This is a genomic window from Anabaena catenula FACHB-362 (genome assembly GCF_014698735.1).
GTDB classification, from domain to species: Bacteria; Cyanobacteriota; Cyanobacteriia; order Cyanobacteriales; family Nostocaceae; genus Anabaena; species Anabaena variabilis_A.
Genome location: NZ_JACJTQ010000015.1, coordinates 13,189 through 39,855, shown reverse-complemented (window position 1 = coordinate 39,855; position 26,667 = coordinate 13,189). Strand labels below are relative to the sequence as shown.

General features: G+C 40.6%; 14 protein-coding genes. 3 read left to right on the top strand and 11 right to left on the bottom strand.

Annotation, left to right across the window (positions count from 1 at the left end; genetic code table 11):
• The first annotated feature begins 128 nt into the window (after positions 1-128).
• Complete coding sequence (nblR, locus tag H6G68_RS11650) at positions 129-836, top strand: response regulator transcription factor NblR (RefSeq protein WP_127056667.1); 708 nt, start codon at positions 129-131, stop codon at positions 834-836.
• 69 nt (positions 837-905) lie between these two features.
• Here the strand turns inward: nblR and H6G68_RS11645 are convergent, their stop codons facing one another.
• From H6G68_RS11645 to H6G68_RS11620, 6 genes are all read right to left on the bottom strand, one after another.
• Positions 906-1,982, bottom strand: coding sequence for a helix-turn-helix domain-containing protein (locus H6G68_RS11645; protein WP_190906803.1), 1,077 nt, complete (start codon positions 1,980-1,982; stop codon positions 906-908).
• 778 nt (positions 1,983-2,760) lie between these two features.
• On the bottom strand, positions 2,761-4,236 hold the full coding sequence (gatB, locus tag H6G68_RS11640) for an Asp-tRNA(Asn)/Glu-tRNA(Gln) amidotransferase subunit GatB (protein ID WP_190906802.1): 1,476 nt from the start codon (positions 4,234-4,236) through the stop codon (positions 2,761-2,763).
• 109 nt (positions 4,237-4,345) lie between these two features.
• Positions 4,346-4,813, bottom strand: coding sequence for a DUF29 domain-containing protein (locus H6G68_RS11635; protein WP_190906801.1), 468 nt, complete (start codon positions 4,811-4,813; stop codon positions 4,346-4,348).
• A gap of 115 nt (positions 4,814-4,928) precedes the next feature.
• Positions 4,929-5,609: a DevA family ABC transporter ATP-binding protein gene (locus H6G68_RS11630; protein ID WP_190906800.1), complete on the bottom strand. Its 681-nt coding sequence runs from the start codon at positions 5,607-5,609 to the stop codon at positions 4,929-4,931.
• 84 nt (positions 5,610-5,693) lie between these two features.
• The gene (gene devC / locus H6G68_RS11625) at positions 5,694-6,854 is read right to left on the bottom strand and encodes an ABC transporter permease DevC (RefSeq protein ID WP_190906799.1); all 1,161 of its coding nucleotides are present in this window, start codon (positions 6,852-6,854) and stop codon (positions 5,694-5,696) included.
• 77 nt (positions 6,855-6,931) lie between these two features.
• Positions 6,932-8,122 (bottom strand): ABC exporter membrane fusion protein, encoded by a 1,191-nt coding sequence (locus H6G68_RS11620; protein WP_190906798.1) that lies wholly within the window; start codon positions 8,120-8,122, stop codon positions 6,932-6,934.
• 145 nt (positions 8,123-8,267) lie between these two features.
• On the opposite strand from H6G68_RS11620, the gene H6G68_RS11615 reads away from it, so the two are divergent.
• Complete coding sequence (locus H6G68_RS11615) at positions 8,268-8,813, top strand: PadR family transcriptional regulator (protein WP_190906797.1); 546 nt, start codon at positions 8,268-8,270, stop codon at positions 8,811-8,813.
• A 49-nt stretch (positions 8,814-8,862) separates the two neighbouring features.
• Here the strand turns inward: H6G68_RS11615 and H6G68_RS11610 are convergent, their stop codons facing one another.
• From H6G68_RS11610 to H6G68_RS11590, 5 genes are all read right to left on the bottom strand, one after another.
• Positions 8,863-11,838 carry a Calx-beta domain-containing protein gene (locus H6G68_RS11610; protein ID WP_199332572.1) on the bottom strand — a complete coding sequence of 992 codons (2,976 nt, stop codon included), beginning with the start codon at positions 11,836-11,838 and terminating at the stop codon, positions 8,863-8,865.
• A gap of 692 nt (positions 11,839-12,530) precedes the next feature.
• Positions 12,531-17,285: a Calx-beta domain-containing protein gene (locus H6G68_RS11605; RefSeq protein ID WP_190906796.1), complete on the bottom strand. Its 4,755-nt coding sequence runs from the start codon at positions 17,283-17,285 to the stop codon at positions 12,531-12,533.
• A 333-nt stretch (positions 17,286-17,618) separates the two neighbouring features.
• A complete protein-coding gene (locus H6G68_RS11600) occupies positions 17,619-18,416 on the bottom strand; it encodes a hypothetical protein (protein ID WP_190906795.1) in 798 nt (265 codons plus the stop codon).
• Between the two features lie 55 nt (positions 18,417-18,471).
• Positions 18,472-22,041, bottom strand: coding sequence for a CHAT domain-containing protein (locus H6G68_RS11595; RefSeq protein ID WP_190906794.1), 3,570 nt, complete (start codon positions 22,039-22,041; stop codon positions 18,472-18,474).
• Between the two features lie 381 nt (positions 22,042-22,422).
• Complete coding sequence (locus H6G68_RS11590; RefSeq protein WP_190906793.1) at positions 22,423-23,091, bottom strand: hypothetical protein; 669 nt, start codon at positions 23,089-23,091, stop codon at positions 22,423-22,425.
• Between the two features lie 232 nt (positions 23,092-23,323).
• On the opposite strand from H6G68_RS11590, the gene dnaX reads away from it, so the two are divergent.
• Positions 23,324-26,566: a DNA polymerase III subunit gamma/tau gene (gene dnaX / locus H6G68_RS11585; RefSeq protein ID WP_190906792.1), complete on the top strand. Its 3,243-nt coding sequence runs from the start codon at positions 23,324-23,326 to the stop codon at positions 26,564-26,566.
• The last annotated feature ends 101 nt before the right edge of the window (positions 26,567-26,667 follow it).

Here is a 26,667-nt window from a genome sequence, read left to right as displayed (position 1 = left end):
AATTTTCTTGAGTACTTTACTCCCCACACTCGGTACTCGGTACTCGGTACTCGGTACTGTTTCTTGAAAGATGGTTTTTACTAATTACCAATTAATTACCAATCACCCATTACCAATTACTAATTAATATGATACTTGCTCACAGTCCCTGTGTTCTGGTGATTGAACCTGATGAAAGTCTAGCTAATCAGCTGGCTTTTGATTTACAAGAAGCTGGCTATGATGCCATTTTAGCTCATGATGCGAACAGCGGTTTACAACACTGCCGTGATGCCGGAGGCGGGCATAACCATCGCCAACCTGCTTTAATAGTTGTAGACAGAATGCTGGTAGGAGAATCAGGACTCTCCTTGTGTAGAAATCTCCGTAGCATGGGTATCTGTACCCCCGTGCTAGTTTTAATGGCCAGGGACACCGTGGATGACCGTGTAGCTTGTCTAGAAGCGGGTGCTGATGATTACATTCTCAAACCTTATCGTGCTGAAGATTTTCTGAAGTTAATTCGCCTCTATCTTAAACCTGATGTTGATACTACAGAGCAATTACGCTTTGGCGATCTGGTTTTAGATATAGGAACCCGTCGCGCTATCCACAATGGTAGAGCGATTGACTTGACAATGAAGGAATTTGAACTATTAAAGTTCTTAATGGAACATCCTCGTGAAGTATTAACCCGCGAACAAATTTTAGAAAATGTCTGGGGTTACGACTTTATGGGTGAATCGAATGTGATTGAAGTATACATTCGCTACTTGCGGTTAAAAATTGAAGAAGACGGTCTCAAGCGTCTTATTCAAACGGTGCGGGGTGTGGGATATGTGTTAAGAGAATCCTGATTGGCAATTTTCCATCTGTCTCTATCATTTTTCTTTCTTGGTATTAATTTGACATGAGAGTAGCTATGGTTAAAATGCCTCTGGCGGAGAAATATCAGATCCCACACAGACACCAGTACTACTAGATTTGATACCGGGCTTAATATTGGCTTCAGTTTTTTGAGTTGACTGACATAGTAATGAAGTAGTAGGAATAATTATTTCTGAATTTAAGACGGATTTATTTTGTGATTGTTGAGTCATGAATGATAATCCCCCCACAGCACCAGCAACAAGGGCTGTATATCCCATATACAAATGTAAGGGACGGATTTCTAGATCCAATTGTCCAACGGAATTTTTGACGTGATACCAAGAGGGCAAAACTGATTTAGCCTGATTGGGCATGGGTAAGGAAGCAGCTAAAATTATACCATTTATTCCCAAAGCATTGCCCATGACACGGATAAAACCACGAATGAGGACATCTTCTGGTAATAAATCGAAATTAGCATTTTCCACTGCTTCCATCTGATGAATTGATATATGGGTATAAATATGCAGTTTTTGCAGAGTCAGTCCTTGTGACTCCCTGGCTTGCTTGAGTTGTTGACCGATTTGACGTAGACTTTCCAACCGCTTTTCTGCCGCTATTTGATCAGCTAATCTAATTTTTCCTAGTTTTTGATGTGGCCAAGACCACTTTGGATTTTGCTGTTTGCGAGGAGTTGCGGCTTCTGTATTTTCTATTACATGAGATTGAGGTTTTGATGGTAAATGTTCTTGAGTAGTATTTACCAATTCGGATTTTGAGGGTAATTTAATACCTTTGCTACTTTGTGGCAAGTTGCTAGATGGTTCTACATCTACATTGGGTGATTCGGTATTATCTGTAGGTGAATTGATATTTGCATCTACATGATGCTGTCGCGCGAATTGCTTAAATGCTAAACTAATTGCTTCTCTGCCAACAGCTTTAAATAAAAGTCTGGCTTGTTCATCTGATGAGCCAAGCAACTTTTGCAAGTTAGCGACCGCACGGGTATAAACTTGACTACGATGTAGTTCAGCTTCTATGTTAGTCAGAAGCGATCGCAATTCATCTTGACTAATTTGAATAGTAGGATTCCCAGGAATCTTGAATAAGTACGCAGATGCCATAGTCATGATCTAAGTATCTCCCTGTCCTAGAGCCAAAAATGGTTTTATCTGTGTCAGTTCTTCTAGAACTGGCTGACTCATCCGGATTATTAGGTATCATTTTCTGCTTTGAAGAGAAAATACTCATAATTATCACTAGTACCGCTTTCTGGGAATTAAAAATTAAAAATTAAAAATTGAAAATTTAAAAACCACATTAAACAAGCGTTTCAGTACTTTTTAATGGTTTGTTGGCAGCTGCCGTTGTGTACTAGGAAAAAATTTCAACAATTCAAAATTTTTCGCGTCTGTGTCACGTAGTGAAAAGAGTTCTACTTAGGAGAGCGATTTTTTTACCCAATTCAATTATTCTTGATTCCTGGATTATTTCTTAAAGAAAGAGAGCCACTTAGGTAGCTCTCCAAATCATCAGGGTTCATCTACATACCAAAGTATATCACTTAAGGGATGAGGGGTAATACCCTTTTTTTTGTTTTTTGCCAAAATATGGGGTGATACCGTTTCACTTTAAGGTTGATACAAATGGGGAGACGCGGAGATTCATTTGTAGCTTTAATTAAGTGAATTGATATGAGATCCTGTTTGGTTAAAGACTTATAATGAGGGAAACGCTCAAGACGGGTCGAGTTTTTTTTGATAAGTAATGAAGCGAACATTTACTTTAGAGACGTTGCACGCAACGTCTCTACATTGGTTCGCGGTTTCTTATTATGGCAGCTTGAACGGATATTGTGTGAATTAACAGGGAAACAACTTAATTATCACTACTGAAGTGAACCTGCAATTAAGCATTAAGTTTCTTTTCCACCAATTCATTAGTCAGTTTTGGTTCAGCACGTTTACCAGTCTTTTTCAGCACTTGTCCCACAAAGAAACCTTTGAGGTTAGTGTTACCACCACGATACTTTTCTAGCTGTTGGGGATTTTCGGCGAGAACTTGATCAATGATGGGTTCTAGTATAGTAGGATCACTAATTAACTCCTGACCGGCAAAAGCTTTTTCTGGAGAAACACCACTCAGTAAATCTGCGAGTTTTTCCTTAGCTTGAGCGTTGCTAATTTTACCAGTTTCAATGCGAGTGATCACATCTGCAAGGTGAGCGGGAGTTAAAGCAATTTCTGCAATGGTGAGTTTTTGTTTGTTGAGGTAAGCAGCGATATCTTGGGTAATCCAGTTAGCCGCAGATTTAGGATTTGCACCAGATTTGATGGCACTTTCAAAATAATCAGCTACCGAACTATCTTCTGTCAAGACTCGTGCATCATAAGCCGAAAGTCCCAACTCATTCTCATAATGATGGCGTTTTTGCGCGGGTAGTTCCGGTAATTCACTCAACCAAGTTGCTAATTGTTGCTCACTCACTTGAATTGGTGCTAAATCTGGTTCTGGGAAATAACGATAATCGCTAGAACCTTCTTTCACTCGCATACTAATTGTGCGTTGTGAACCTTCTTCCCACAACCGCGTTTCTTGAACAATCTTTTCGCCTGATTCATTGGCAGCGATTTGGCGCTCAATTTCATAGTCTATCGCCTTTTGGATAGCGCTAAAGGAGTTCATGTTCTTGATTTCTACCTTCGTCCCAAATTCCTCTCTTCCCACAGGACGAACGGAGATATTCACATCACAACGCAGAGAACCTTCTTGCATATTTCCATCACTGACACCAAGATACCGCACAATCCGGCGTAGTTCTTGAGCATATTCAGCCGCTTCTTGTCCAGAACGCAAATCAGGTTCCGAGACGATTTCCACCAATGGTACACCTGCGCGATTATAGTCTACCAGAGAATATGTAGAACCGGAAATGCGATCGCTCCCTGCGTGTACGAGTTTTCCCGCATCTTCTTCCATGTGTAAGCGGGTAATACCAATGCGTTTGCGGGTAGGGTTTCCAGCATCATCTACTAATTCAATCTCTATCCAACCGTGTTCGGCTATGGGTAAGTCATATTGAGAAATTTGGTAATTTTTGGGTAAGTCAGGATAAAAATACTGTTTACGGTCAAATTTGCTATATCTAGCGATTTGACAATTTAGCGCTAAACCAGTTTTCACAGCGTATTCTAGAACTTTGGCGTTAAGTACGGGCAAAACTCCTGGTAAACCCATACACACCGGGTCAATGTTAGTATTGGGGTCAGCACCAAACGCAGTGGAACTGTTGGAGAAAATTTTGGTGTTGGTGCTGAGTTGACAATGGGTTTCTAAACCGATAATTGCTTCGTATTCTGTTTTTACGGGTGTGGCTGTGGTCATATTATCATTTTGACGATTTTTCTTTAGGGTACTATTTTAGCCGTTTTGTTCTTTTACCGCGTTGCCTCACCTTTGTGCGAAAATCATCCCATACTTTAATTCAGCAACACTATAGCCCATAGAAATCTTCATCCAGAATTTGCTCAATCGAAAAAGGACACATGAGAGGATACTCACTCTCTTCTGGTACACGAACCCCAAATTTAGCAAATTTACTTTCCTTAATTGCCAGTTTACGGGCATCGGGATAGGCTTTTTCCATAGATTCTATCAAGAAACTTTTGAGAGAGGGGGTATCTGTCAGATTGTCGAGAACTCGCTGACGATGTTCTACAACTGAACTGTACCAACTTGCTTGCATTGAATCGGGTACATCATACTGAATCTTTAACTTGAGTAAGTGAGCTAACAAGATTTTGAGATTGCTTCTGAGCGCATTCTTCTCTGATTTACCCAAATCAACTAGTTCCTCAATCAAATGCTCAATATCTAGCGATCCAAATTCATGATTTTGTAACTGCTGAATCGTTTGCTCAATCCATAATTGCAAATCGTGATCGTATAGCGTGTTAGACATCTTTATAGATCCGCTTATTGACTACTTATGTCTTTATATTTAATATTTTAGCTCATAAGTTTTAAATATTCTCTCAAGACAGATATGGGTAGGGGTTTAGCATTGTGGTTGATCCCTACATTACCAAATAACCATCTTCCATTTTTACAATTCTATCTGCAATATCTAAAATCCGGTTATCATGAGTAACTAACAAAATAGTACAACCTTGTTCTTTTGCTAATTGCTGCATTAAATTAACTACATCTCTACCAGATTTACTATCTAAAGCTGCTGTCGGTTCATCTGCTAACACTAACTTAGGATGATGTACCAAAGCACGCGCAATCGCTACTCGTTGTTTTTGTCCTCCAGAAAGATTATCAGGATAATAATTCAGTCTTTCACCTAAACCCACAGTTGTTAACATTGCTGCGGCTTTTGCTTGTGCTTCTCGGAAGGAAATAGTATGATCATTTTCAAAAGGCATTTGTACATTTTGTTGAGCATTTAGAAAACCTAAAAGGTTATGTGCTTGAAAGATATAACCGATATTTCGTCGCACCTGTATCATTGCATCTTTACTAGCACCATAAATTTCTTTACCTAATATTTTTAGACTTCCTGATTGTAAAGAACGCAAACTACCAATTAAAGTAAGTAAAGTAGTTTTTCCTGAACCAGAAGGCCCAGTCATAATCACAATTTCACCTGGTTGGATTTCCAGATTAATATCAAAGAGAATTTGTTTTTTTAATGCACCTTCACCATAATAGTGATTCAGATTAGAAATAGAAATTGCAGGTAGAGTATTCATCGGTTGATTTTTTTAAAAGCTCGTAGTCAGGACTTTAGTCCTTAAAAACATTGATGAAAGCGATAAATCGCTTACTACAAACCATTAGAAAACGTCCGCAGGATCAGCAGCTTGTAATTTTTGCATAGCGATTAATGCGGAAATTGAACACATCAATGTTGTGAGAATAAAGATAAATACGGCTCTATCTACAGTCATTATTATCGGTAACAATGTTGCTTGACGAGTCATCAAATATAAACCTTGAGAAATTGCAAATCCAGGAATAAAACCAATAGCTGCTAAAATTAAAGCTTCTTGAAATACAATCACAAGTAAATAGCTATTTTTAAAACCTATTGCTTTTAAAGTTGCATATTCTGGTAAATGATCAGAAACATCACTATAAAGAATTTGATAAACAATAACCGCACCAACAACAAAACCAATTATTGCACCTAAAGTAAAAGTAAATCCTACAGGTGTGCTAGTATTCCAAAAGCTTTTTTCCTTAGCCATGAATTCTTGTTTAGAAAGAACTTGGACATCATTGGGTAAATGAGCTTTTAAATTAGCGATTACCCAATTTACATCTGCACCAGGTTCTAGTTTGATTAGTCCAAAATCTATTAATCCTTGTTTTCGTCTTTTCCCTAACAATCGCAGAAAATTTACATCACTAGTAACAATATTACCATTTACCCCAAAAGAAGTTCCTAACCTGAATAAACCAACAACATTAATTTGACGATTATTTAATTCTGTCTTCACTCCATTATTCTTTTCAAATTGAGAAACAATCGTTCCAAATTCTTTACGTGAACCTCTATCAAATAAAACAGTATCTGCTTCTCTGAGGTAGTTTAAATTCTCTTGTACACCAGGTAAATTAACTACTTTCTCTTCAGGATTAAACCCAATAGCATAAATTCTCCACGTCTGCTGGTTATCAGGATTTTTCCAAGGAATAAAATCTAAATAAATTGGACTAACAGATTGCACACCTGTAAAACCTAATGCTTGATATAATCTTCTTTGAGAAAATTGATCAAGAGAAATTAAAGCCTTGTATTTAGAACTAACTAAGACAATCTCACCTTCTAAACTATTATGTAATTGTACTGCACCATCAAATAAAGCTTCACGAATTCCCAGTTGCAAAAACATCAAAACATCTGCAAAAGCAATTCCAGCAATAGCTACTCCCATTCTGGCTTTTTCTCGTGATAGTTGTAACCACGCAAGAGGTATTTTTCTTTTCCACATGATTTTAAGAGTAATTAACCGCGAAGACGCGAAGGACGCGAAGATAAGATAAGATAAGAGAAGAAAAGAAGGTTATTTTAGTTTATGTTGATTGCTATTTTTACTTTGGAGTTTGTTAAACCAGTAACACGCTGACTAGATTCAGGATTAAGGCGAATTTTTACTTCTACAACCCGCGCATCAATATCAGCCGCAGGATCGGTATTGAGGACATCTTTTTTAGAAATTAGTAAGCCAATATAATCAACTTTTCCTTTTAGTGTTCCAGGTAAATTGAGTTGAGTAATAGTTGCTTCTTGTCCTAATTTAATTTTATTAATATCATTTTCATAAACTTCTGCAACTACATACATTTGATTAGTTTCACCGATTTCGACAATACCTTGATCGGTAACTACTTCACCTGTCCAAGAATTAATTTTCAGAATTTGTCCATTTTTAGGAGAACGCACATAAGCTAAGTTTAAATCTGCCTCTGCTTCCTTTACAGATGCTTTTTTACTTTCAATTTCGGCAATTGCAGCTTGTAAATCAGTAGGACGAATTTCGACAATTCTATTTAAAGTTGCTTTGGCTTGTTTGAGTTTTTCTCTCAACGTTTCTGATGTCTGGGACTGATTTGCAATGGCTTCCCGCAAACTCGCTTGTGCTGTTTCTAAAGTCAACTTTTTAGTATCACGAATAGAAGTGGAAACTGCACCTTCAGATTGCAAAGATTGATAACGCTGATATTCAAGTTCGGCATTTTTAACTTCGGCTTCTAAGCGTTTCACCGTTGCGACTCTAGCAGCACTTTCTTGACGCAATAGTGCTTCTAATTCGGTAATTGTGGCTTTTTGTGCTGCAATTTCTCCCTGTTTTGCACCAGCTTTTACCTGTGCTAAACGCGATTCTGCTACTTTCACCTGTTGTTTGGCTTGGTTAAGTGCAGCCAGTCTGCGATCGCTACTATCCAGAATAGCAATCATTTGTCCCTGTTGAATGCGATCGCCTTCTTTCACGAAAAGTTGCGCTACACGGTTACTACCAGCCATCTGAGACACCGATAATTGAATCACTTCCCCTTGGGGTTCGATTCGTCCTAAAGCCGTAATTGCCTTGATTATCGGGCGATTATCAGCCGCTAACGTAGCTTTTTTAGGAGGATTATAACTAGATAAAAAGTATAACGACCCTGCAACACTTGTCAAAGCTAAAACAACCACCGTTGCAATTAGTGGAGTTGAAAACTTAGAAATTCTTGCTTGGTTTGGGTCAAGATTTTGCATAGATGTATGTAACTACCTGAGTTTCGGCAATCAAACTTGCTGTACACAACTTTTTAAATATAATAGTTTTATTAAACTTGTTGTATACAAGCTCTAGTGTAACCTTAAATAAATATCTGTCAAGTAGCCAAGTAATTTTTTATTTATGGGTTTGCCGCAAGCAATTTTGACTTGTTTAATCGAAGCACCTCACAGCGGGTATGACCTTTCCAAGGTTTTTAGCGAATCAGTGGGTTATTTTTGGCACGCTTCACAGCAGCAAATTTACAGGGAATTAGGCAAACTCGAAACACAAGGTTTCATTGTGTCCGAGATAATTCCCCGTGAAGGTCGTTTGGATAAAAAAATCTACACAATCACAGAACTAGGAAAGCAACATTTAGTGGAGTGGATGAAAAAACCTAGTGAACCTGATGTGATTAGAGAAGACATATTAGTAAAAATATTTTCTGGTAGTTTAGTACCCGTTAACATTCTCATCGAAGATGTAGAACATCGTCGCCGATTACACCTAGAAAAATTGTCTAAATATCGAGAAATCGAACAAAAAAATTGTCCAGAAAAAGAAGCATTAACTTACCCACAAAAGTTAAGATATTTAGTGTTAAGAGCAGGTATTCGCTACGAATTAGAGTGGATAGATTGGTGTAATGAAGCGTTAGAAATGCTCAAAGATTCACCACAAAAATAAGGTATGGTGGGCATTGCCCACCTTTTATATCATGCAAAGAGAGAAAGCACTAAGCAATCAAAACAAAATCACTGCTACTGAGAGTGATATCAGGATTACTTAAATAAGCAAACTCAAACACTGCCGCTGCATTCAAAACATTAGCATTTTGGTTATAGAAAATACTGCCAGTTTCTTTACTATAAACAATGCGGGCAGTACTAGCATCTACTAACCCATCATTTGCAACCACTGCAAAATTGGTTAACGCCTGTCCGACCGCATTAGTAATAGCATTAAATGTAGCTTTGCTCAAAGCAATCTTGTCTTGTCCAACTGCAAAATCGGTAATATAATCAACACCTAAGCTAGTATTAAAAACTCCATTGCTTTGGAAGCGAAATTGATCATTACCAACTCCTCCTGTAAGAATATCATCACCATTACCTCCCCAAAGAGTATCATTTCCTGCTAACCCTTGCAGTAGGTCATTTCCAGCACTACCAACAAGCAGGTTATTTAATGAATTACCTGTCAGACGGTCATTACCGTTACCACCTGTGGCGTTTTCGATGACATTATTAGCAGAAAGAACGAGTTTAAGATTACTATTGACAGTCTGTGTAGTAGTTGTACCAAGATTAACTTTGACGGCAGCAGTAGTATCAGTAAAGTCAATAGTATCAATACCACCTGTTGCCGTTTCCGTAATCTTGTCTATGCCTAAAGGAGTATTGGCAACAAAAGAGTATGTGTCATTACCATTAAGACCTGTAAGGGTATTATTGCCACTATTACCTTTGAGGACGTTATTACCTGCATTACCTGTACCGTTAATTGCTCCCGTTCCTGTTAAAGTGAGGTTTTCTACATTGGTTGGTAGGATAGTAGTAACAGCAGCACTTAAGGTATCAGTGATGGTTGTAATGGCGCTGGCTTTAGTCCCCAAACTGGCATTGGTGGGAGATTTCAGCGTCAGAATAAAGGTTTCATTAGCCTCATTAATGGCATCATTGACAATGGGAATAATGATGGATTGAGTTTTTACCCCTGGGTTAAAGGTCAAAGTTCCTGTTTTGCTGGTATAGTCTGACCCTGCTGTAGCTGTGCCATTACTAGTTGCATATTGAACAGTAATAGTTTGGTTACTGGTGTTGGAAAGAGTAACGGTATAAGTGACGTTTTGGGGGTTTATGTTACCTTCGACTATCGTCTGGTCAGCACTGAGGTTGATGGTGATAGCTGACGAAACATCATCGTTGGTAATAGTTCCGGTAACAGATGTGGTTGTACCAACGGTATAACCAGTACCTGTAGCTAGAGTTAAAGCCACGGTTTCGTTAGCTTCAATAGTGGTATCTGCGGTGGGGTTAATGGTTAATGTTGCTGTACTGGAACCAGCTGCAAAAGTGATGGTTTTTCCTGTTCCTGGTGTTCCACCGGTATAGTCACTACTGTTAGCTGTGCCAGTGATGCCATACTTAACCGTGAGGGCATTGGTAGTACCTCCGGTGCGGGTGAAGGTGTAAACTAGATTGCCTGTTCCATCTTCCGTGACGCTGGCAGGAGATACAGCTAGGGTAATGGAGGGTAAAGCGACATCATCATTAGTAATAGTTCCCGTTACCGCAGCAGTTGTACCAACGGTGTAACCTGTACCTGTAGCTAAAGTTAACGCCACTGTTTCGTTAGATTCAACTGTGGTATCTGCGGTGGGGTTAATGGTTAAGGTAGCTTTATTACTTCCAGCTGCAAAGGTGATGGTTTTTCCTGTTCCTGGTGTTGCACCTGTATAGTCTGTACTAACTGCTGTGCCAGTGATGCCATAGTTGACGGTGAGGGCATTGGTGGTACTTCCCGTGCGGGTGAAGGTGTAAACTAGATTGCCTGTTCCATCTTCCGTGACGCTGGCAGGAGATACAGCTAGGGTAATGGAGGGTAAAGCGACATCATCATTAGTAATAGTTCCCGTTACCGCAGCAGTTGTACCAACGGTGTAACCTGTACCTGTAGCTAAAGTTAACGCCACTGTTTCATTAGCTTCAACTATGGTATCTGCGGTGGGGTTAATGGTTAAGGTTGCGGTACTCGAACCAGCTGCAAAGGTGATGGTTTTTCCTGTTCCAGGTGTTGCACCTGTATAGTCGGTACTGTTAGCTGTGCCGCCAATGCTATAGTTGACCGTGAGGGCATTGGTGGTACTTCCCGTGCGTGTGAAAGTGTAAACTAGATTGCCTGTTCCATCTTCGGTGACGCTGGCAGGAGATACAGCTAGGGTGACTGTGCTGGTTGGATTTGGATTCGTAATGTTGACTAGGGTTAGGGAATAGTTGCTGTTAACGGTGCTGGAGGTTCGTCCAATCTCTACATAGTAATTCCCTGCTCCTAATGTTTCGGTAATTTGAGCGTTGAAATTATTATTTGCATTATCATAGTAAAGTTCATCTCCACTATCAATTAAACCATTATTATTGCTATCGTAAATGATTCTGGCATAAAGAGCGTTATCAGTCACTCCACTCAACTGTAAAGAAATACTATTTGTGGCTGTGAGGGAGAATTTGTAATAATCACGTGTGTCTACACTGCCCACAAATTCTGTGATACTTTGAGTCCCTGTTAAATTACCAAGATTGTAAGCTGTGGTGAGTGTATTTCCTGGATCAGAAGCTATGGAAGGCGGTGCAGATGTGGCTGATAATTGTAGGGAATAGTTACTGTTAACGGTGCTGGAGGTTCGTCCAATCTCTACATAGTAATTCCCTGCTCCTAATGTTTCGGTAATTTGAGCGTTGAAATTATTATTTGCATTATCATAGTAAAGTTCATCTCCACTATCAATTAAACCATTATTATTGCTATCGTAAATGATTCTGGCATAAAGAGCGTTATCAGTCACTCCACTCAACTGTAAAGAAATACTATTTGTGGCTGTGAGAGAGAATTTGTAATAATCTACTTGACTTGTATTGCTTATAGCATCATTGTAGTTGAAAGATGTGAGAACACCAATGTTTTGAGCAGTTAACAATGTACTTCCTGGCATATTATTGTTCCTTATTTGATTTGGTTATTTCTTACTTAACTAGAACTGCACAGCTGTTGATTGGACATTTACGACACAGGTATCTAATAAATAAATTTTATTAGTGCAAAGCTGTCGAAACCAGAAAAAGCGCTCAATTGGCTGTATGTCAGCGTCAGGGCAGAGTTGAGTAAAGGATTCATAAAATAGAGATTGTATGTGTTCTGCACATCTTAGCCCAGTTTTATTTTTACCAGCAACTGCCATATTTGTTGATAATCGTCATATTTCCGATATTTATCCTACCGATAGGCAGAAAATTCCAAAAAGCTCTTAAATATGACTTATCTTGACCATTCTTCACGCAAAATAGCAAACATAATAGGTTTATATCAGTTACGCATTGATGGAAAAAACCGGATATCTAGGATTTAGCAATGCTAAACCGCTACAGCACCGGCTATACCATCAAGGTAATGATTAATTTGTACAGTGCTAAGTCCTAGTTTATTAAAACCAGGACTTACGCAAAACCGAATGAAAGTAGCGGTAATTCATGAATTACCACTACGCAAGAATCAGGTTTTCAGTTACATCTTGCGTAAGTCCTAAAAACAATGAGATCCCCAACTTCTCAAAGAAATCAGGGATCTGAAGAGTAAATATCAACTTTTAGTGTTGAAAGATGCTTAACTATAAGTCAAGCACAGCTATTAAGCAATGAGTGATATGTCTGTCGCAGCTAAGACAGTACCGACTCCCAAATTAGCGAAGATTCCGCCTCCACCATTCCCAAAAGCCGACAAGTTGACATTGTAGAACAAGTCTCCAGTTCCTTGATTGTAAACTAAGTACGCATTCTGAGTGTCAATACCAGCATTGGTAGCTTGGTTGACTAAGGTAAAACCATTAGCAACCAATGATAAATCTAAACCTGCGGGGCCTACAGATGTAAAGGTGCTAATATCCAGCAAAATCTGATCTACTCCAGTGGCGAAGTCGGTAATTCTATCCTTGCGAATGTAAGTACTTGTTGGCCCTGTCAACCCTAAAGTTGCTCCTGTTTCCTCCAAAGACCCTGTGACTGGATTTACAGCTAAAGCTTGACCACCAAATTCAAAAATGTCAGCGCCCACTCCACCAGTGAGAGTATCAGCACCTGCCTTTCCTTTCAAGGTATCAGCGCCTGTACCACCAAATAAAATGTTATTGGATTGATTACCAATCAGAACATTATTTCCGGCATTACCTGTACCGTTTATAGACGTTGTTCCTGTCAGAGAAAGGTTTTCAACAAAAGCTGGTAGGGTGGTAGTGACAGAAGCAGTCAGGGTATCAGTTATGGTTGTAGTGGCACTGGTTTTTGTACCAAGACTGGCATTGGTGGGAGATGTCAGGGTCAGAGTAAAGGTTTCATTTGCTTCATTTAGGAAATTATTAACAATGGGGATATTGATGACGCGACTGGTAACACCAGGGTTAAAGGTTAATGTTCCTGTAGTGTTGCTATAGTCTGAACCTGCTATGGCTGTACCGTCACTAGTTGCATATTGGACAGTAATGGTTTGGGTGCTAGTGTCGGAAAGAGTAACCGTATAGGAAACATTTTGAGAACTAGTACTGCCTTCAACTATGGTTTGGTTGTCACTCAGGTTAATAGTGACTAATGGCAAGTCATTATCAGCAATATTTACAGTGGCACTTGTAGCCGTACCCAGGGTATATCCTGTACCAGTGGCTAAGTCTAGGATAGCCGTTTCTGTACCTTCAACAATGGTGTCATCAATGGGGTCAACTGTCACCGTGGCTGTTGCAGAACCTGCGGCAAAGGTCACAGTTTCCGTCAAGTTGCTGTAGTCAGTACCATTGGTAGCTGTGCCTGTGGTGGTGTAGTTAACAGTCAAGGCATTAGCTAGGCTACCTGTTCTGGCGAGAGTAAATACTCCAGGATTAGCAGTGACACCTGTTGCGGTTTCCGCTGCATTGGCATCTGTAGCAGTTACGGTAATTACAGGTATCAGGGACAATTCATTATCGCCAATGAGTGATATGTCTGTTGCCGCTAAGACAGTACCGACTCCCAAATTAGCGAAGATTCCGCCTCCACCATTCCCAAAAGCCGACAAGTTGACATTGTAGAACAAGTCTCCAGTTCCTTGATTGTAAACTAAGTACGCATTCTGAGTGTCAATACCAGCATTGGTAGCTTGGTTAACTAAGGTAAAACCATTAGCAATCAATGATAAATCTAAACCTGCGGGGCCTATAGATGTAAAGGTGCTAATATCCAGCCAAATCTGATCTACTCCAGTGGCGAAGTCGGTAATTGTATCCTTGCCAATGTAAGTATTTTTTAGACCTGTAAACCCTAAAGTTGCTCCTGTTTCCTCCAAAAACCCTGTTTCTGGATTTACAGCTAAAGCTTGACCACCAAATTCAAAAATGTCAGCGTCGGCTTCACCGGTGAGAGTATCATCACCTGCCTTTCCTTTCAAGGTATCAGCGCCTGATTCACCAAATAAAATGTTATTGGCTTGATTACCAATCAGGACATTATTTCCGGCATTACCTGTACCGTTTATAGCTGTTGTTCCTTCTAGAGAAAGGTTTTCTACGTTGGTAGGTAGGGTAGTAGTAACAGAATCAACGAGGGTATCGGTTATGGTTGTGGTGGTGCTTGTTTTCGTACCCAAGCTGGCATTGGTAGGAGATGTCAGGGTCAGAGTAAAGGTTTCATTCGCTTCATTGATGGAATCATTGAGAATGGGAATATTGATAACTTGAGTTGTTACTCCTGGGTTGAAGGTTAATGTTCCTGTAGTGTTGCTATAGTCTGAATCTGCTATAGCTGTACCGTCACTAGTAGCATATTGGACGGTAATGATTTGGTTGCTGGCATTGGAAAGAGTAACCGTATAGGCAACGTTTTGAGGACTAGTAAGGCCTTCAACTATGGTTTGGTTGTCACTCAGGTTAATAATAGTGACTAATGGGAAGTCGTTATCGGCAATATTCACAGTGGCACTTGTAGCAGCACCCAGGGTGTATCCTGTACCAGTGGCTAAGTTGAGAACAGCCGTTTCTGTACCTTCAACAAGGGTGTCATCAATGGGGTCAACTGTCACTGTGGCTGTTGCAGAACCTGCGGCAAAGGTAACAGTTGCAGGTAAGTTGGTATAGTCTGTACCATTGCTGGCTGTTCCAGCAGTGGTGTAGTTAACAGTTAGAGCATCAGTTGTGCTACCTGTTCTGGTGAGGGTAAATACTCCCGGATTTGCGGTTTCACCTGTTGCGGTTTCCGCTGCACTGGCATCTGTTGCGGCTATGGTAATTACTGGTAGAGGTGGCAAGTCATTATCGGCAATATTCACAGTGGCACTTGTAGCAGCACCCAGGGTGTATCCTGTACCAGTGGCTAAGTTGAGAACAGCCGTTTCTGTACCTTCAACAAGGGTGTCATCAATGGGGCTAACTGTCACTGTGGCTGTTGCAGAACCTGCGGCAAAGGTAACAGTTGCAGGTAAGTTGGTATAGTCTGTACCGTTGCTGGCTGTGCCTGCTGTGGTGTAGTTAACAGTTAGAGCATCAGTTGTGCTACCTGTTCTGGTGAGGGTAAATACTCCCGGATTTGCGGTTTCACCTGTTGCGGTTTCCGCTGCACTGGCATCTGTTGCGGCTATGGTAATTACTGATAGAACCTGGGAGTCATCATCAACGATTGTACCTGTGACTGCTCCTGCTGTGCCGATCGCATAATCTGCGTTAGGAGCTAAGGTTAAAGCTATGGTTTCATTGGACTCTACTGTGGTATCAGTTGTGGGGTTGATGGTTAGAGTTGCTGTACTTGCACCCGATGCAAAGGTAATGCTTCCTGCTGTGTTTGTGAAGGTTGCTGCTCCAGTTTGAACATAGTCCGTGTTCAGTGTAGCTGTGCCAGCAACTCCATAGTTCACAGTTAAGGCTGTAGCTGTATTTCCAGTTCTGGTGAATGTGTAAACTAAATTTGTTGCCCCGTCTTCAAGGACGCTAGTGGGATTGAGAGTTAAAGTGATAACAGGAGCGTCATCATCAAGAATAGTACCTGTAACGGCAGTGGCTGTGCCGATAGTGTAACCAGTTCCAGCAGCTAAGGTTAAAGCAACGGTTTCATTATTTTCAATGTCGGTATCTGCCGTAGAATCAATGGTTAGGGTTGCTGTACTTGCTCCTGTGGCAAAAGTAATCGTTCCTGTTGTGGCGTTAAAGCTGCCGGCTCCTATTTGAGTGTAGTCACTGTTGAAGGTAGCTGCACCGCCAACACTGTAGTTAACGGTTAAAGTACTCGTTGTAGCCCCCTCACGAGTGAAAGTGTAAACTAAGTTTGTTGTTCCGTTTTCAAAGACGCTGGCAGGAGCAACCGATAGATTGACAACATTATCCTGCTGCTCATTATCAGCGACGATCACTGTTGCACTATTTGGTGTTCCCAAATCGTAATTAGTAGTATCAGTTAAAGACAGGATGACCGTCTCATTCCCTTCGGTAAGAGCATCGTCAGTGGGAGTGATAGTAACAGTGGTTGAAGCCTGTCCAGCAGGAATAACTATGGTAGAAGGAATGGTATTGTAGTCGGTGGCAGATGCAGTTCCCGAAATTGTGTAATTCACGCTGAGAGCGTTGGCGGTGCTACCTGTCCGAGTGATAGTAAATACACCCAGATTAGGTGTTGTTCCTTCTCCCGCGTCACTATCTGTAGCTGTTACCCTGACAGAAGTTGCATTACCAAAACTGGCTGCTTGCAGAAAAACGGCAGAGTCTAAAGAGGAGTCAGAAGTATCTGCGATCGCTAACTTGATTCTATTAGTAACACCAGGGACGAGACCTGTTGCCGTTGCACTTAATACAGTTGTAAAACCATCAAACTGTAGATCAAAAGCAGTTCCATAATTGGGAGTGAAAAATGACGAGTTCGGTCCCGTTCCTGGAGTGGATGAACTACCAGCGTTGACGGTATTGATAGAAACAGGAGTTGAAGTACCAGGGATGAGAGCAATGTTTTGACCATTTAAGAAAAAGGCAAAGACATCATTGAAGCTTGAATTTACAAACTCGGGATACTCTTCAGAAGCAAATACATAGGAGAAGCTGATCGTACTCGTCGATGGAATAAAGTCAAACTCTAATACTGCTGCATCCCTTGTGGTGCGAGGATCGACTATGGTATCCAGATCACTGTCACCTGGTCTACTATTGCTACCGGTTTCGCCAGTTGAGTCGTTTGGGCCTTGGGCAAAAGCAATGTTTCCAGTGCTAAGAATAATACCGCTATCTATGCCTATACCTGCTCCTATCCCTCCAGTAAAGGTACCTCCAGCAACGTTTGCACCTGTAAAAGTTATATTGGTCGCTGTTACACCAGAGCCGAGTAAAGTGGTAACAAGTTGCGTGGCCGTAACGCTAGTTAAATCAGTTGTATTTACTGTGGTCATAAAATACTCTTTGTATACGTTGCACACATTTTAGCCTTATTTAATTTTTATACGCAAGCTGTATATTTTTATCTAACACTAATATTTCTAATACCTGTTCTATAGTATGGGACTAAAATTGTAAAAGGCTCAAATATGACTTACCTTTGCCATTTATCACGCAAAATAGCAAACTACAAATCTTATACTACTAATACTGCTTTACTTGAAATTTGATACACTTAGATAGTAAAGGGTAAAATTAATATAAAGCAATTCCTTGTATCGCAATTTACCCGCACACCAAAATGTTGAATGATGATGGTAAAACTTGACATTTGTGTTTTACCTTACCTACACTTTAATTTGCTGATATGTAATTTTAATATTTAGAAAATGGGCTAAAGTTTCCACCATTTCTAATTCATTTTTCCAATCTTTACCACAGTATAAATATAAAGATATACGTTTACCTCCAGACATCAACAAAATATATGTAGTTGTACTCTCATCACTTTTATCTATTTTTTCTTCCTTGATCACCTCTATAGCTTCACTCAGTTTGTGTTCAGCAACCTTATTTTTCAACAAACCTCTTTGCTGAATAATGATTTTATTAGTAGTTTTATCAAAAGTCATCTTTCTGTAATAGGGAATTAAAACTATCCCTATCAAAAATGCAAAGCTGATAGCGAGAAATAACAATCCTAGTAATATTTGTCCTATTTTTAGTTCTGAGGAAAATTCAATTTGAAAACTATTTTGTTTTTTATTAGCAATAAACCCATTAATTTGAGATGCTATCCTCTGAGCTTTATCTTCTGATTCATAGGTGACAAGAGTAAAGTTATCATAGTCAGTTTTTAATTTCACCAAATATTTATCATCATTACTTTCTCCAGATAGGGTAGCTACAATTGCTGCATTTATTTGTTCTAAAAAAGTCTCTTGTTTTATTCCTAGCCATAATTCGTTTTCTTTAAAATCACAACTAGGATTATTTGCCGCAATTCTGTTACAAGAAAATACAAAATTTCTCGGTAAAGTTGAATAAGTAATGGCTAGTCCCGCAACTGTAAATCCTATAGTGAGAAGCCCCGAAAGGAATATTTCACTAAAAGGGTTATTTTGCAATACTAACTTACTTTTCATGTTGTTGATGAATAAGGGTGAGTTTGTTATTGTTGTCAACTCAATTCGTAAGTATTCAATCGCATCCTGTAATCATAAATGCTGCCCAATAATAAGGATGATGGTAAGGCTGTTTGTCAGATGCTAGTTTGCTATTTTTGTCAATTTGTGTGGATATATAGTTCCTAAATCGGAGTTCATCGGGATGCAAATTAATCAGTAAGTTTTCATACCAGGTGATGAGTTCTGCAACCGTTATTTCTTTTAGCCAAGTTGTGGCTTCAGCTAAAGCGATAATCGGTGAAGTGTGAAAAACTAATCTGCGATAAAACTCTATGCTTACTAAAGCAGTAGCAGATGATTCTACATTCCAAATTGTACTTAATACATAGGGAACACCACTTTTTAACAACCCAGTTGCTAAACCCACATATTCACTGCTGATATTCTGACTGTTGTTGCTGACAATTTCCGAATTGATGAGGGTAAAAAGACGGTAATTTGTAAAACTGTGCTGACAAAGTTGTTCTAAAGTGATCTTATCTTCACCCGCTAATACCAAAGCAGATTTTTGGGTTTCGTTCAAATTGTTGATAGCATGACCAGTAAAATGAAAGATGTTGTAATCTGCCACTAAAGCATTTTCTAAATTATCTTTGGTGACTTGTGAACCTTTGATGTGTTGGGAATTATCAAACATCTGCCTGACAATTGCTGATGTAAAATCCGCTGATTTTATTGCGCTTTGCTCGGTGCTTTCTAGATTTTCAACACTGAGAAATTTCTGTTGTTGCCAATTTGATAATAACTCTGTTTTTAGAGAAAGTCCTATTTGGATACTGGGCAGATAATTAATCGTGTAATTCACCTGTAAATCTGGCTGCGAAAGCGGGAAAAGTGCGTGAATAGGTAATCTATTTAAATCACGATGGGGAATTACAATCAGGTTGGTGATGCCTTCTAACTCCTGAATAATTGTCGAAATATTCAGGATGTTGTGGAGATGTAACAACCTCTGTTCCATTTCCAATTTCCAGGAATGGTTATGTTGATTTTCTATATCATCAATTTGGCGATATTCCTGGTATTGTTGATGCCAATCTTCTAGCCAATTCTCAAAGTTAACTAAGCGTTGTACTGCTTCGGGTATAGCTTCTACATCTTGTATGGGTGTTAATAGCAAGATGGGTGATGGAGCTTCATCTTTAATAATGAAGGTGTGTAAGGCAATAGGGCTAAGATGCCAATAAATTATTGCTGTTGTGGAATTGAGTAGTTGTTGAATTGCGTCATAGCTGGAGGAATATATTTCATGACTTTTATCAATGTCATTACTCCAACCATAAATTAGTAATTTTAAACAGGTGTTTTTTCTCTCTTCTGCTATTTCCCAAGCTTCGACTAAATCACCGACATTGACAGCTAAATCAACTCCTAATTGTCTCAATCCTGCAAATTTCAGAGCTAGTTGTTTTTTACTTTGCTCAGAGCGGGTTGTTTGATTAAGTAGTTGTTGTAATAAGTCTAGTCCATGTTGTTGTAATTCTTGGGCTGGTGCTGTTTGTCCCAAACCGACAAGAACTTTGGTGAGAGATTGTAAAACATCTAGGTGCAATTCCGAAAAATCTTCGGCTGTGAGGGTTAATAGGGCTTGTTGATATTCAGATACTGCTTTTTGCCAAAAATAGCGGGGTGAGGGTTGTTTTTTCCCGTGTTCGTAGTGTGTATTACCGATCGCAATATGCAATCTACCCCAACCTTCTGGGTGAGTATCTGGGCGGAGATATTTTAAACCTTCTTCATAGGTAGCTAATTTGCCTTCATAACCGCGCTGATTGAGGGCAGGATTGGCTGTAGCGATACTACTGGGTAAAATCAGAGATAATTTGTCATTTACTAAGTTACCCACGGCTCCACCGCGACCGAGCCAAGCTTCCCAGTAGTCCAGTTTGATTTCTAAGGCGTGATCATAACAAGCGATCGCTTCTGAAAATCGATTTAAATAAAATAGGGCTACTGCTTGGTTATACCAGGCCGGGTGAAAATCCGGTTTGATGCTGATAGCTTGTTTGTAGGAAGTAATCGCTTCTTCACGTCTTCCTAAGTTTTCCAAGGCTATACCTCGGTTATACCAGGCTAAGTAGAAGTCAGATTGAACTGAGAGGGCTTGATCCCAAGACTCAATCGCTTCTAACCAGCGGTTTAAGTTGAACAATACTACACCCCGGTCAATCCAAACTTCGTGATAGTCGGGTTGGATATCTAAAGCTCGGTCATAACTTGCGATCGCATCTTCATATTGCTCACATACAGCCAGAGCTACCCCCCGATAATACCAAGTTTCCTGGTCTTGGTGTTGGAGATTCAGCGCTTGGTCATAACTAGAAATGGCTTCCCAAATCAGTCCTAATTTCAGCAGAGCCAACCCGCGACTAGACCAAGCTTCTTGATAATCAGGCTTAAATTCTATAGCTTTGTCAAAACAAGTAATAGCTTGTTCAAAGTCCCCAAACTCACCCAGAATACCACCCCGATTGTACCAAGCCTGGTAGAAATCAGGTTTTAAGGCAACAGCTTGATCATAAGCTGCGATCGCTTCCTCAAAACGTTGTAAATGAAACAGCGTCAAGCCCTGGTTAAACCAATATTCGTGAGATTCCGGTTCCAGTTTAGTAGCTTGATTATAAAAAGCCAGCGCCCCCAACAAATCCCCAGATTTAGCTTGCTGTAAACCTTGGTAAAACCATGCTTGAGCCTGATTAGTAACAGTCAGTTGAAATGATGGTCGCTCAATAATTGCTTGACTATCGCGGATTGCTAGTTCCGAAGCAAGTTGCTGGACTAAATTGGTACTTTGCTCCAACCTCACCACCAACTCATCTAGGGTTTGAGCTACCTTCGGTTCAATATTAACCAACGACTGATCCCAACTCTCTGTCAAGGAAGAAGTTGGAACTTGCTCTAAATCCTCAAGATTTACCGGGCTATCATCTTCTGAATACTCATAACTGAAAGCTACAGATAGATCTGGTTCTTGATTTTCCTGACTCAACAGTGTCCATACTTCTTCCAAGTTGGGGGATACTGGCGTGATATTTACAGCTTCTTGGTGATCATGCTCCCATAGCTCTTCACCAAAATCGCGCAGCAATTGTTGACCAGGAGTATTTCCCAGTAGTTCTGTTGGGTTCGTAATTTCGACCTCTACTGGGGCTGGATTGTCCTCATACTCTTGGACGAAGTTACGCCTCAATAACTGGATACCAATGTCATAAGCAAGTTCGCCAACATGGCCGATACCCAGTTCACCCAGTTGCACCATTCGCGTTGCGATTAGACTATTTGGCGCAGGTGAAGCTAATAATTTTTCACCAAATATCAGCAGCCAATCTAGCCAACGCTCCACTGTAATTCGAGGTTCCATCCGCTGTAAATATTTCAGCGCCCATTGTTGCCCTCGTGCTTGATGCACACCTTCTAGCAACTCGTTAAACAAAAGTTCCAGATCGGCATTGGTTAATTCCGGTGGGGGGTCTACCACCTTGTGTCCCTCAGCAGCGTGGGAATCATGAGTCCGACGACTGTCAAAGGGGTACTTCAAAAATCTGTTAAGCCACTGCAATAGCCACCTGAGCATTTGCCACATTCTTGGATTTTCTCTCTCCTAGATTGTAGCCATCGTTGTGTCAAAAAAAATCATGAATTACTTAACAGATTAGGCAATTGAGGTAAAACCATGTTAATAAGGTGAAAAAACTATACAAAAAGTTTTCAGTAATCCTGGATTTTTCCGGCTGTTCATCTCAATTTCCGGTCAGAAAGAATTCACATTATGTTCGCTTAACTACTTACAGCAGAATTCAGGAGTCAGGAGTCAGGAGTCAGGAGTAAAACTGGCTTGGTGTCTAGGTTTCAATTTATATTCTGTACCTCATTGATCTGCAATCTGCTATATCAAAAACCTCGACCCGTCCCCCTGTGTCCCCGCGCGGTTCCCTAACTATAAGTGTTTAACCTTCCCTAGATATCACTCCTCTACCTGAGATTGGTTGATCAACATCTGGATAATAACTTGTGGATCATCTGTTTCAATTTCTAGTTGTTGGGCAATTTGCTGGCGGAGAGTTTCATCTTGCTGCAACATGACAAACAATTCATCCAAGGTGACAGTTTGGTATTCTCCCTCTGGCAAATTTTCATCATCGGCTTCTTCGGGTGCAGGAGAGATGATTGGTGCTGAGATAATTTGGCTAATAGTATCTGGCCCGTCATATTCCCAAATTGGTTCGCCTTGATTGCGTGTCAACAGTTGCATTCCAATATCATAGGCAAGATCTCCAATTTGTCCGACACCCAATTCGCCTAAATACACTAACCTCGCGGCTAATTCATTATTAGGTGTACGCGATTCTAATAATCTTTTGCCAAAGCGCTCTAACCACTCTATCCAGCGTTGGGTACTGACGCGATGCTCAATTTTATGTAACCAGTTTTGCGCCCAAGCCTGACCTCTAGCTTGCTGAACGCCTGCTAAAAGTTCTGTGAACAGAAATTCTAGATCCGTATCAGTTAGGGGTGGTGCTACTTTTTTATCTACGTTCTCTTTCGCTGGAATGGGATTTTTTTTGCTTCCAAACAAGCGCTGACAAAATTTTCTGAGCCACTGAATTAGCCGCTTGAGCATCTTCTGCACCATTGAGTGTTGCTTCTTAAAATTTTAGCGATGTCGGTGACAAGCGGCTATTCATTGGGGATTGCCGTTTAGGGATGATAAATACTAAAAATAACATTAATTAGTTGTTAATCTGTAAATATACTGAAAATAATTTTTCCCAAGGGAAATTGCCATGAGTTGCTAAAATAGTGAAACCCCAAACTCTACTGGGTGCTATAAAATCAACTAAACCAAGGCATTGAAATTGCTCTCCATGTCTTACGAACCCCTGCACCACAAGTATCGCCCCAAGAATTTTGCTGAACTGGTGGGACAAGAGGCGATCGCTACCACCCTCACCAATGCGATTAGCTCCTCTAAAATCGCTCCTGCCTATTTGTTCACTGGCCCCAGAGGTACGGGTAAAACTTCTAGCGCCCGGATTTTAGCCAAATCTTTGAATTGTCTTAAAAGTAACAGCCCAACTGCTGAACCCTGTGGAGTTTGCGATAGTTGTCAAGGCATTACTAAAGGTTATTCTTTGGACGTAATTGAAATAGATGCAGCCAGTAACACTGGTGTCGATAATATCCGCGAATTGATTGAAAAGGCGCAGTTTGCCCCTGTGCAGTGTCGGTATAAGGTTTATGTAATTGACGAATGCTTGTCCGGAGATTCATTGGTTTTAACTGATGTAGGACTTGTCCGTATTGATAACCCCAGTATCAAAGGTAAGAAAGCCCTTAGCTACAATGATTCATCTGGCAAGTGGGAATTTAAGAAAATTGTCCGTTGGTTAGACCAAGGAGAAAAGCAAACCTTAATCATCAAAACCACTAACCGGGAAATTAGATGTACAGGTAATCATTTAATCAGAACAGAGCAGGGATGGATACCAGCAAGAGACGTAAAAGAAGGTGTGAAGATACTATCCCCTGTGAGTGTGGATGCGGCGCTCTCATTTACAAATTTGGCATTGATGGACGCATCCGAAGATTCGTTAGCGGACACCAGTTTAAAGGCAATACATACGGGCAAAAATCATACGATTTGGAATCAATTATCAAACAAGCCCAATTACTTCAACCGTTCTGTGCTTGTGGATGTGGAGAAAAACTTGATATCCCAAACTTTTTACAACAAAAGGGAAAGGGAATTACCAGCATCCAATCTCACTGGACAAGACATCCTTACAAAAAAGGACACGGAAATTGGGAACTCAGAACAGAGAATTTCCTTGCTAATACAGCCTTTATACAACCTGATGCACTCGGACTCATCTACGGAACGTTACTGGGAGATTGCTCTATCGGCTACCCCAACAAACACAGTAGATTCCCTAGATTGTCTTGGACACACGCAGAAAGTCAACAAGATTGGTTGGAATACAAAGCCTTTCGTCTTGCAGAACTGCGTCCAAAGTTACGAGTTACAGCAAATCAAGGATACGGTAAAATCTCAGTTACCTGCAACACAGGTTGTCATCCCCAACTCCAAGAAGTGTTTGACATCGTTAAACCGAGTAGGGATAAAAAAATTGTCTCAATGGAATGGCTCAATAAAATTACTCCAGAAGGACTTGCTTGGTGGTTTTGTGATGATGGATCACTCAGCCTCAGTCCAGAAGGAAGCCCACAAATTCAACTACATACAGAAGGATTCTCAGCCACAGAAAATCAACTTATTGCTACCTGGCTTACAGCAATGGGATACCCAGCAGCAACAAAGTTTTACACCAGAAGTAGCACAGGGAAGCAGTACAACTACATATGGATGGGAGCAAGTACCAGTCGAAAATGGTTGGCAGACCTTAAACGATATTCCATACCCGCAATGGACTACAAGTTTGGAGAAGGTCGAATCTGTTCACCTCGCTGGAGTTGAACGAGTCTATGATATTGAAGTTGAGGATAACCATAACTTTATAGCTAATGGGCTTCTGGTTCATAACTGTCATATGCTCAGTACCGCCGCATTTAATGCGTTACTAAAGACACTGGAAGAACCACCAAAGCACGTTGTTTTTGTCCTAGCGACAACAGACCCGCAGCGTGTATTACCAACAATTATTTCCCGCTGTCAAAGGTTTGACTTTAGACGTATTCAGTTAGAGGCGATGGTAAAGCATTTAACCCATATTGCCGCTAAAGAAAGCATTAATATTGCCCATGATTCTCTTACCTTAGTGGGACAAATTGCTCAAGGGGGGTTAAGAGATGCAGAAAGTCTACTTGATCAATTAGCACTGGTGGCTGGAGAAGTTACGCCAGAACAAGTTTGGGATTTGGTAGGTTCAGTTAGTGAACAGGATTTGTTAGGTTTATTAGATGCGATCGCACAAGATAATCCTGAAGTCGTGCTAGACTCTACCAGAAAAATCCTAGATCGAGGTAGAGAACCCCTCACCATTCTCCAAAATTTGGCTGCTTTCTACCGGGATTTACTAATTGCTAAAACTGCCCCTCATCGTCAAGATTTAGTTGCTTGTACTCAGCAAACCTGGACTGCATTAGTTAACTCTGCCCAAAGGTTAGACATAACCACAATATTGCGCGGACAGCAACACCTGCGGACAGCAGAAGTCCAACTTAAAAACACTACTCAGCCCCGTTTGTGGTTAGAAGTCACACTACTGGGATTGTTACCCAGTGCCAATATTCAGCCGTCAGCGCCAAGTGTACCTCAACGAGTGAATACACCTGCGGTATCTCCACCCCCAGTAGCCTATGCCCAAACAAATCACAATGTCGCAGTTAATTCTGTATCCCCACCGGCTTATACCCCAGCCAATCACAACTCAACACCTAATACAGTATCTTCACCACCACCAGAACCTGTACATACTCCACCACCTGTAACGATTTCCACAGCACCCTCACAAGAAGTTGTGGCAGGATCACAGTATGACTTAACTCAAGTGTGGCAACAGGTACTAGCTAACCTTCAACCAGCCTCAAGGAGGGAAATGCTACGTCAAATGAGCCAACTTATGGACTTTGATGGTGTTGTGGCACGTATTGCTATTAAACAAGCATGGTATGAGAAAGGTAAATCTGATCTGCCTATAATTACCTCTGCTTTTCAGCAAACTTTCCAGAGAGAAATCCAGGTATGTCTGGAAAAATTAACTTCTTCAACACTTACCTCAGCCAGAAAAAATCCTCCACCACAAGATTCTACTCGCGTCCAACAGCCACCAGTCCCTAATTACAACCAGCAAATTCAACCTCCAGAACCAGCACCAGCAGCCGTACCACAACCAACCCCAGCAGCACCAGCACCAACAAAAACTGAACCCGTAGCGACGAATACAGCCCCAATACAAACCCTGTCTCCGTCACCAATTCAAGCACCTGCGACAAATTGGGATCATGATGAAGTAGCAAATGCGGCTAAAAGTCTGGCACAATTTTTTTCTGGGGAAATCATCCGCCTCACAGATGATGCTTTAGATTTATCTGATACTAGGGTTTCAGTAGATCTTGAGATATATGAATCAGAATATGATTATGACTAATAAGTAGTCGTGCAAAATAAATTGCATATTTAGGGGAGGGAATAGGGAATAGGGAACACTTCTCTTCTCCTGTCGGAGACACTGCGTGAACGAGACGCTCC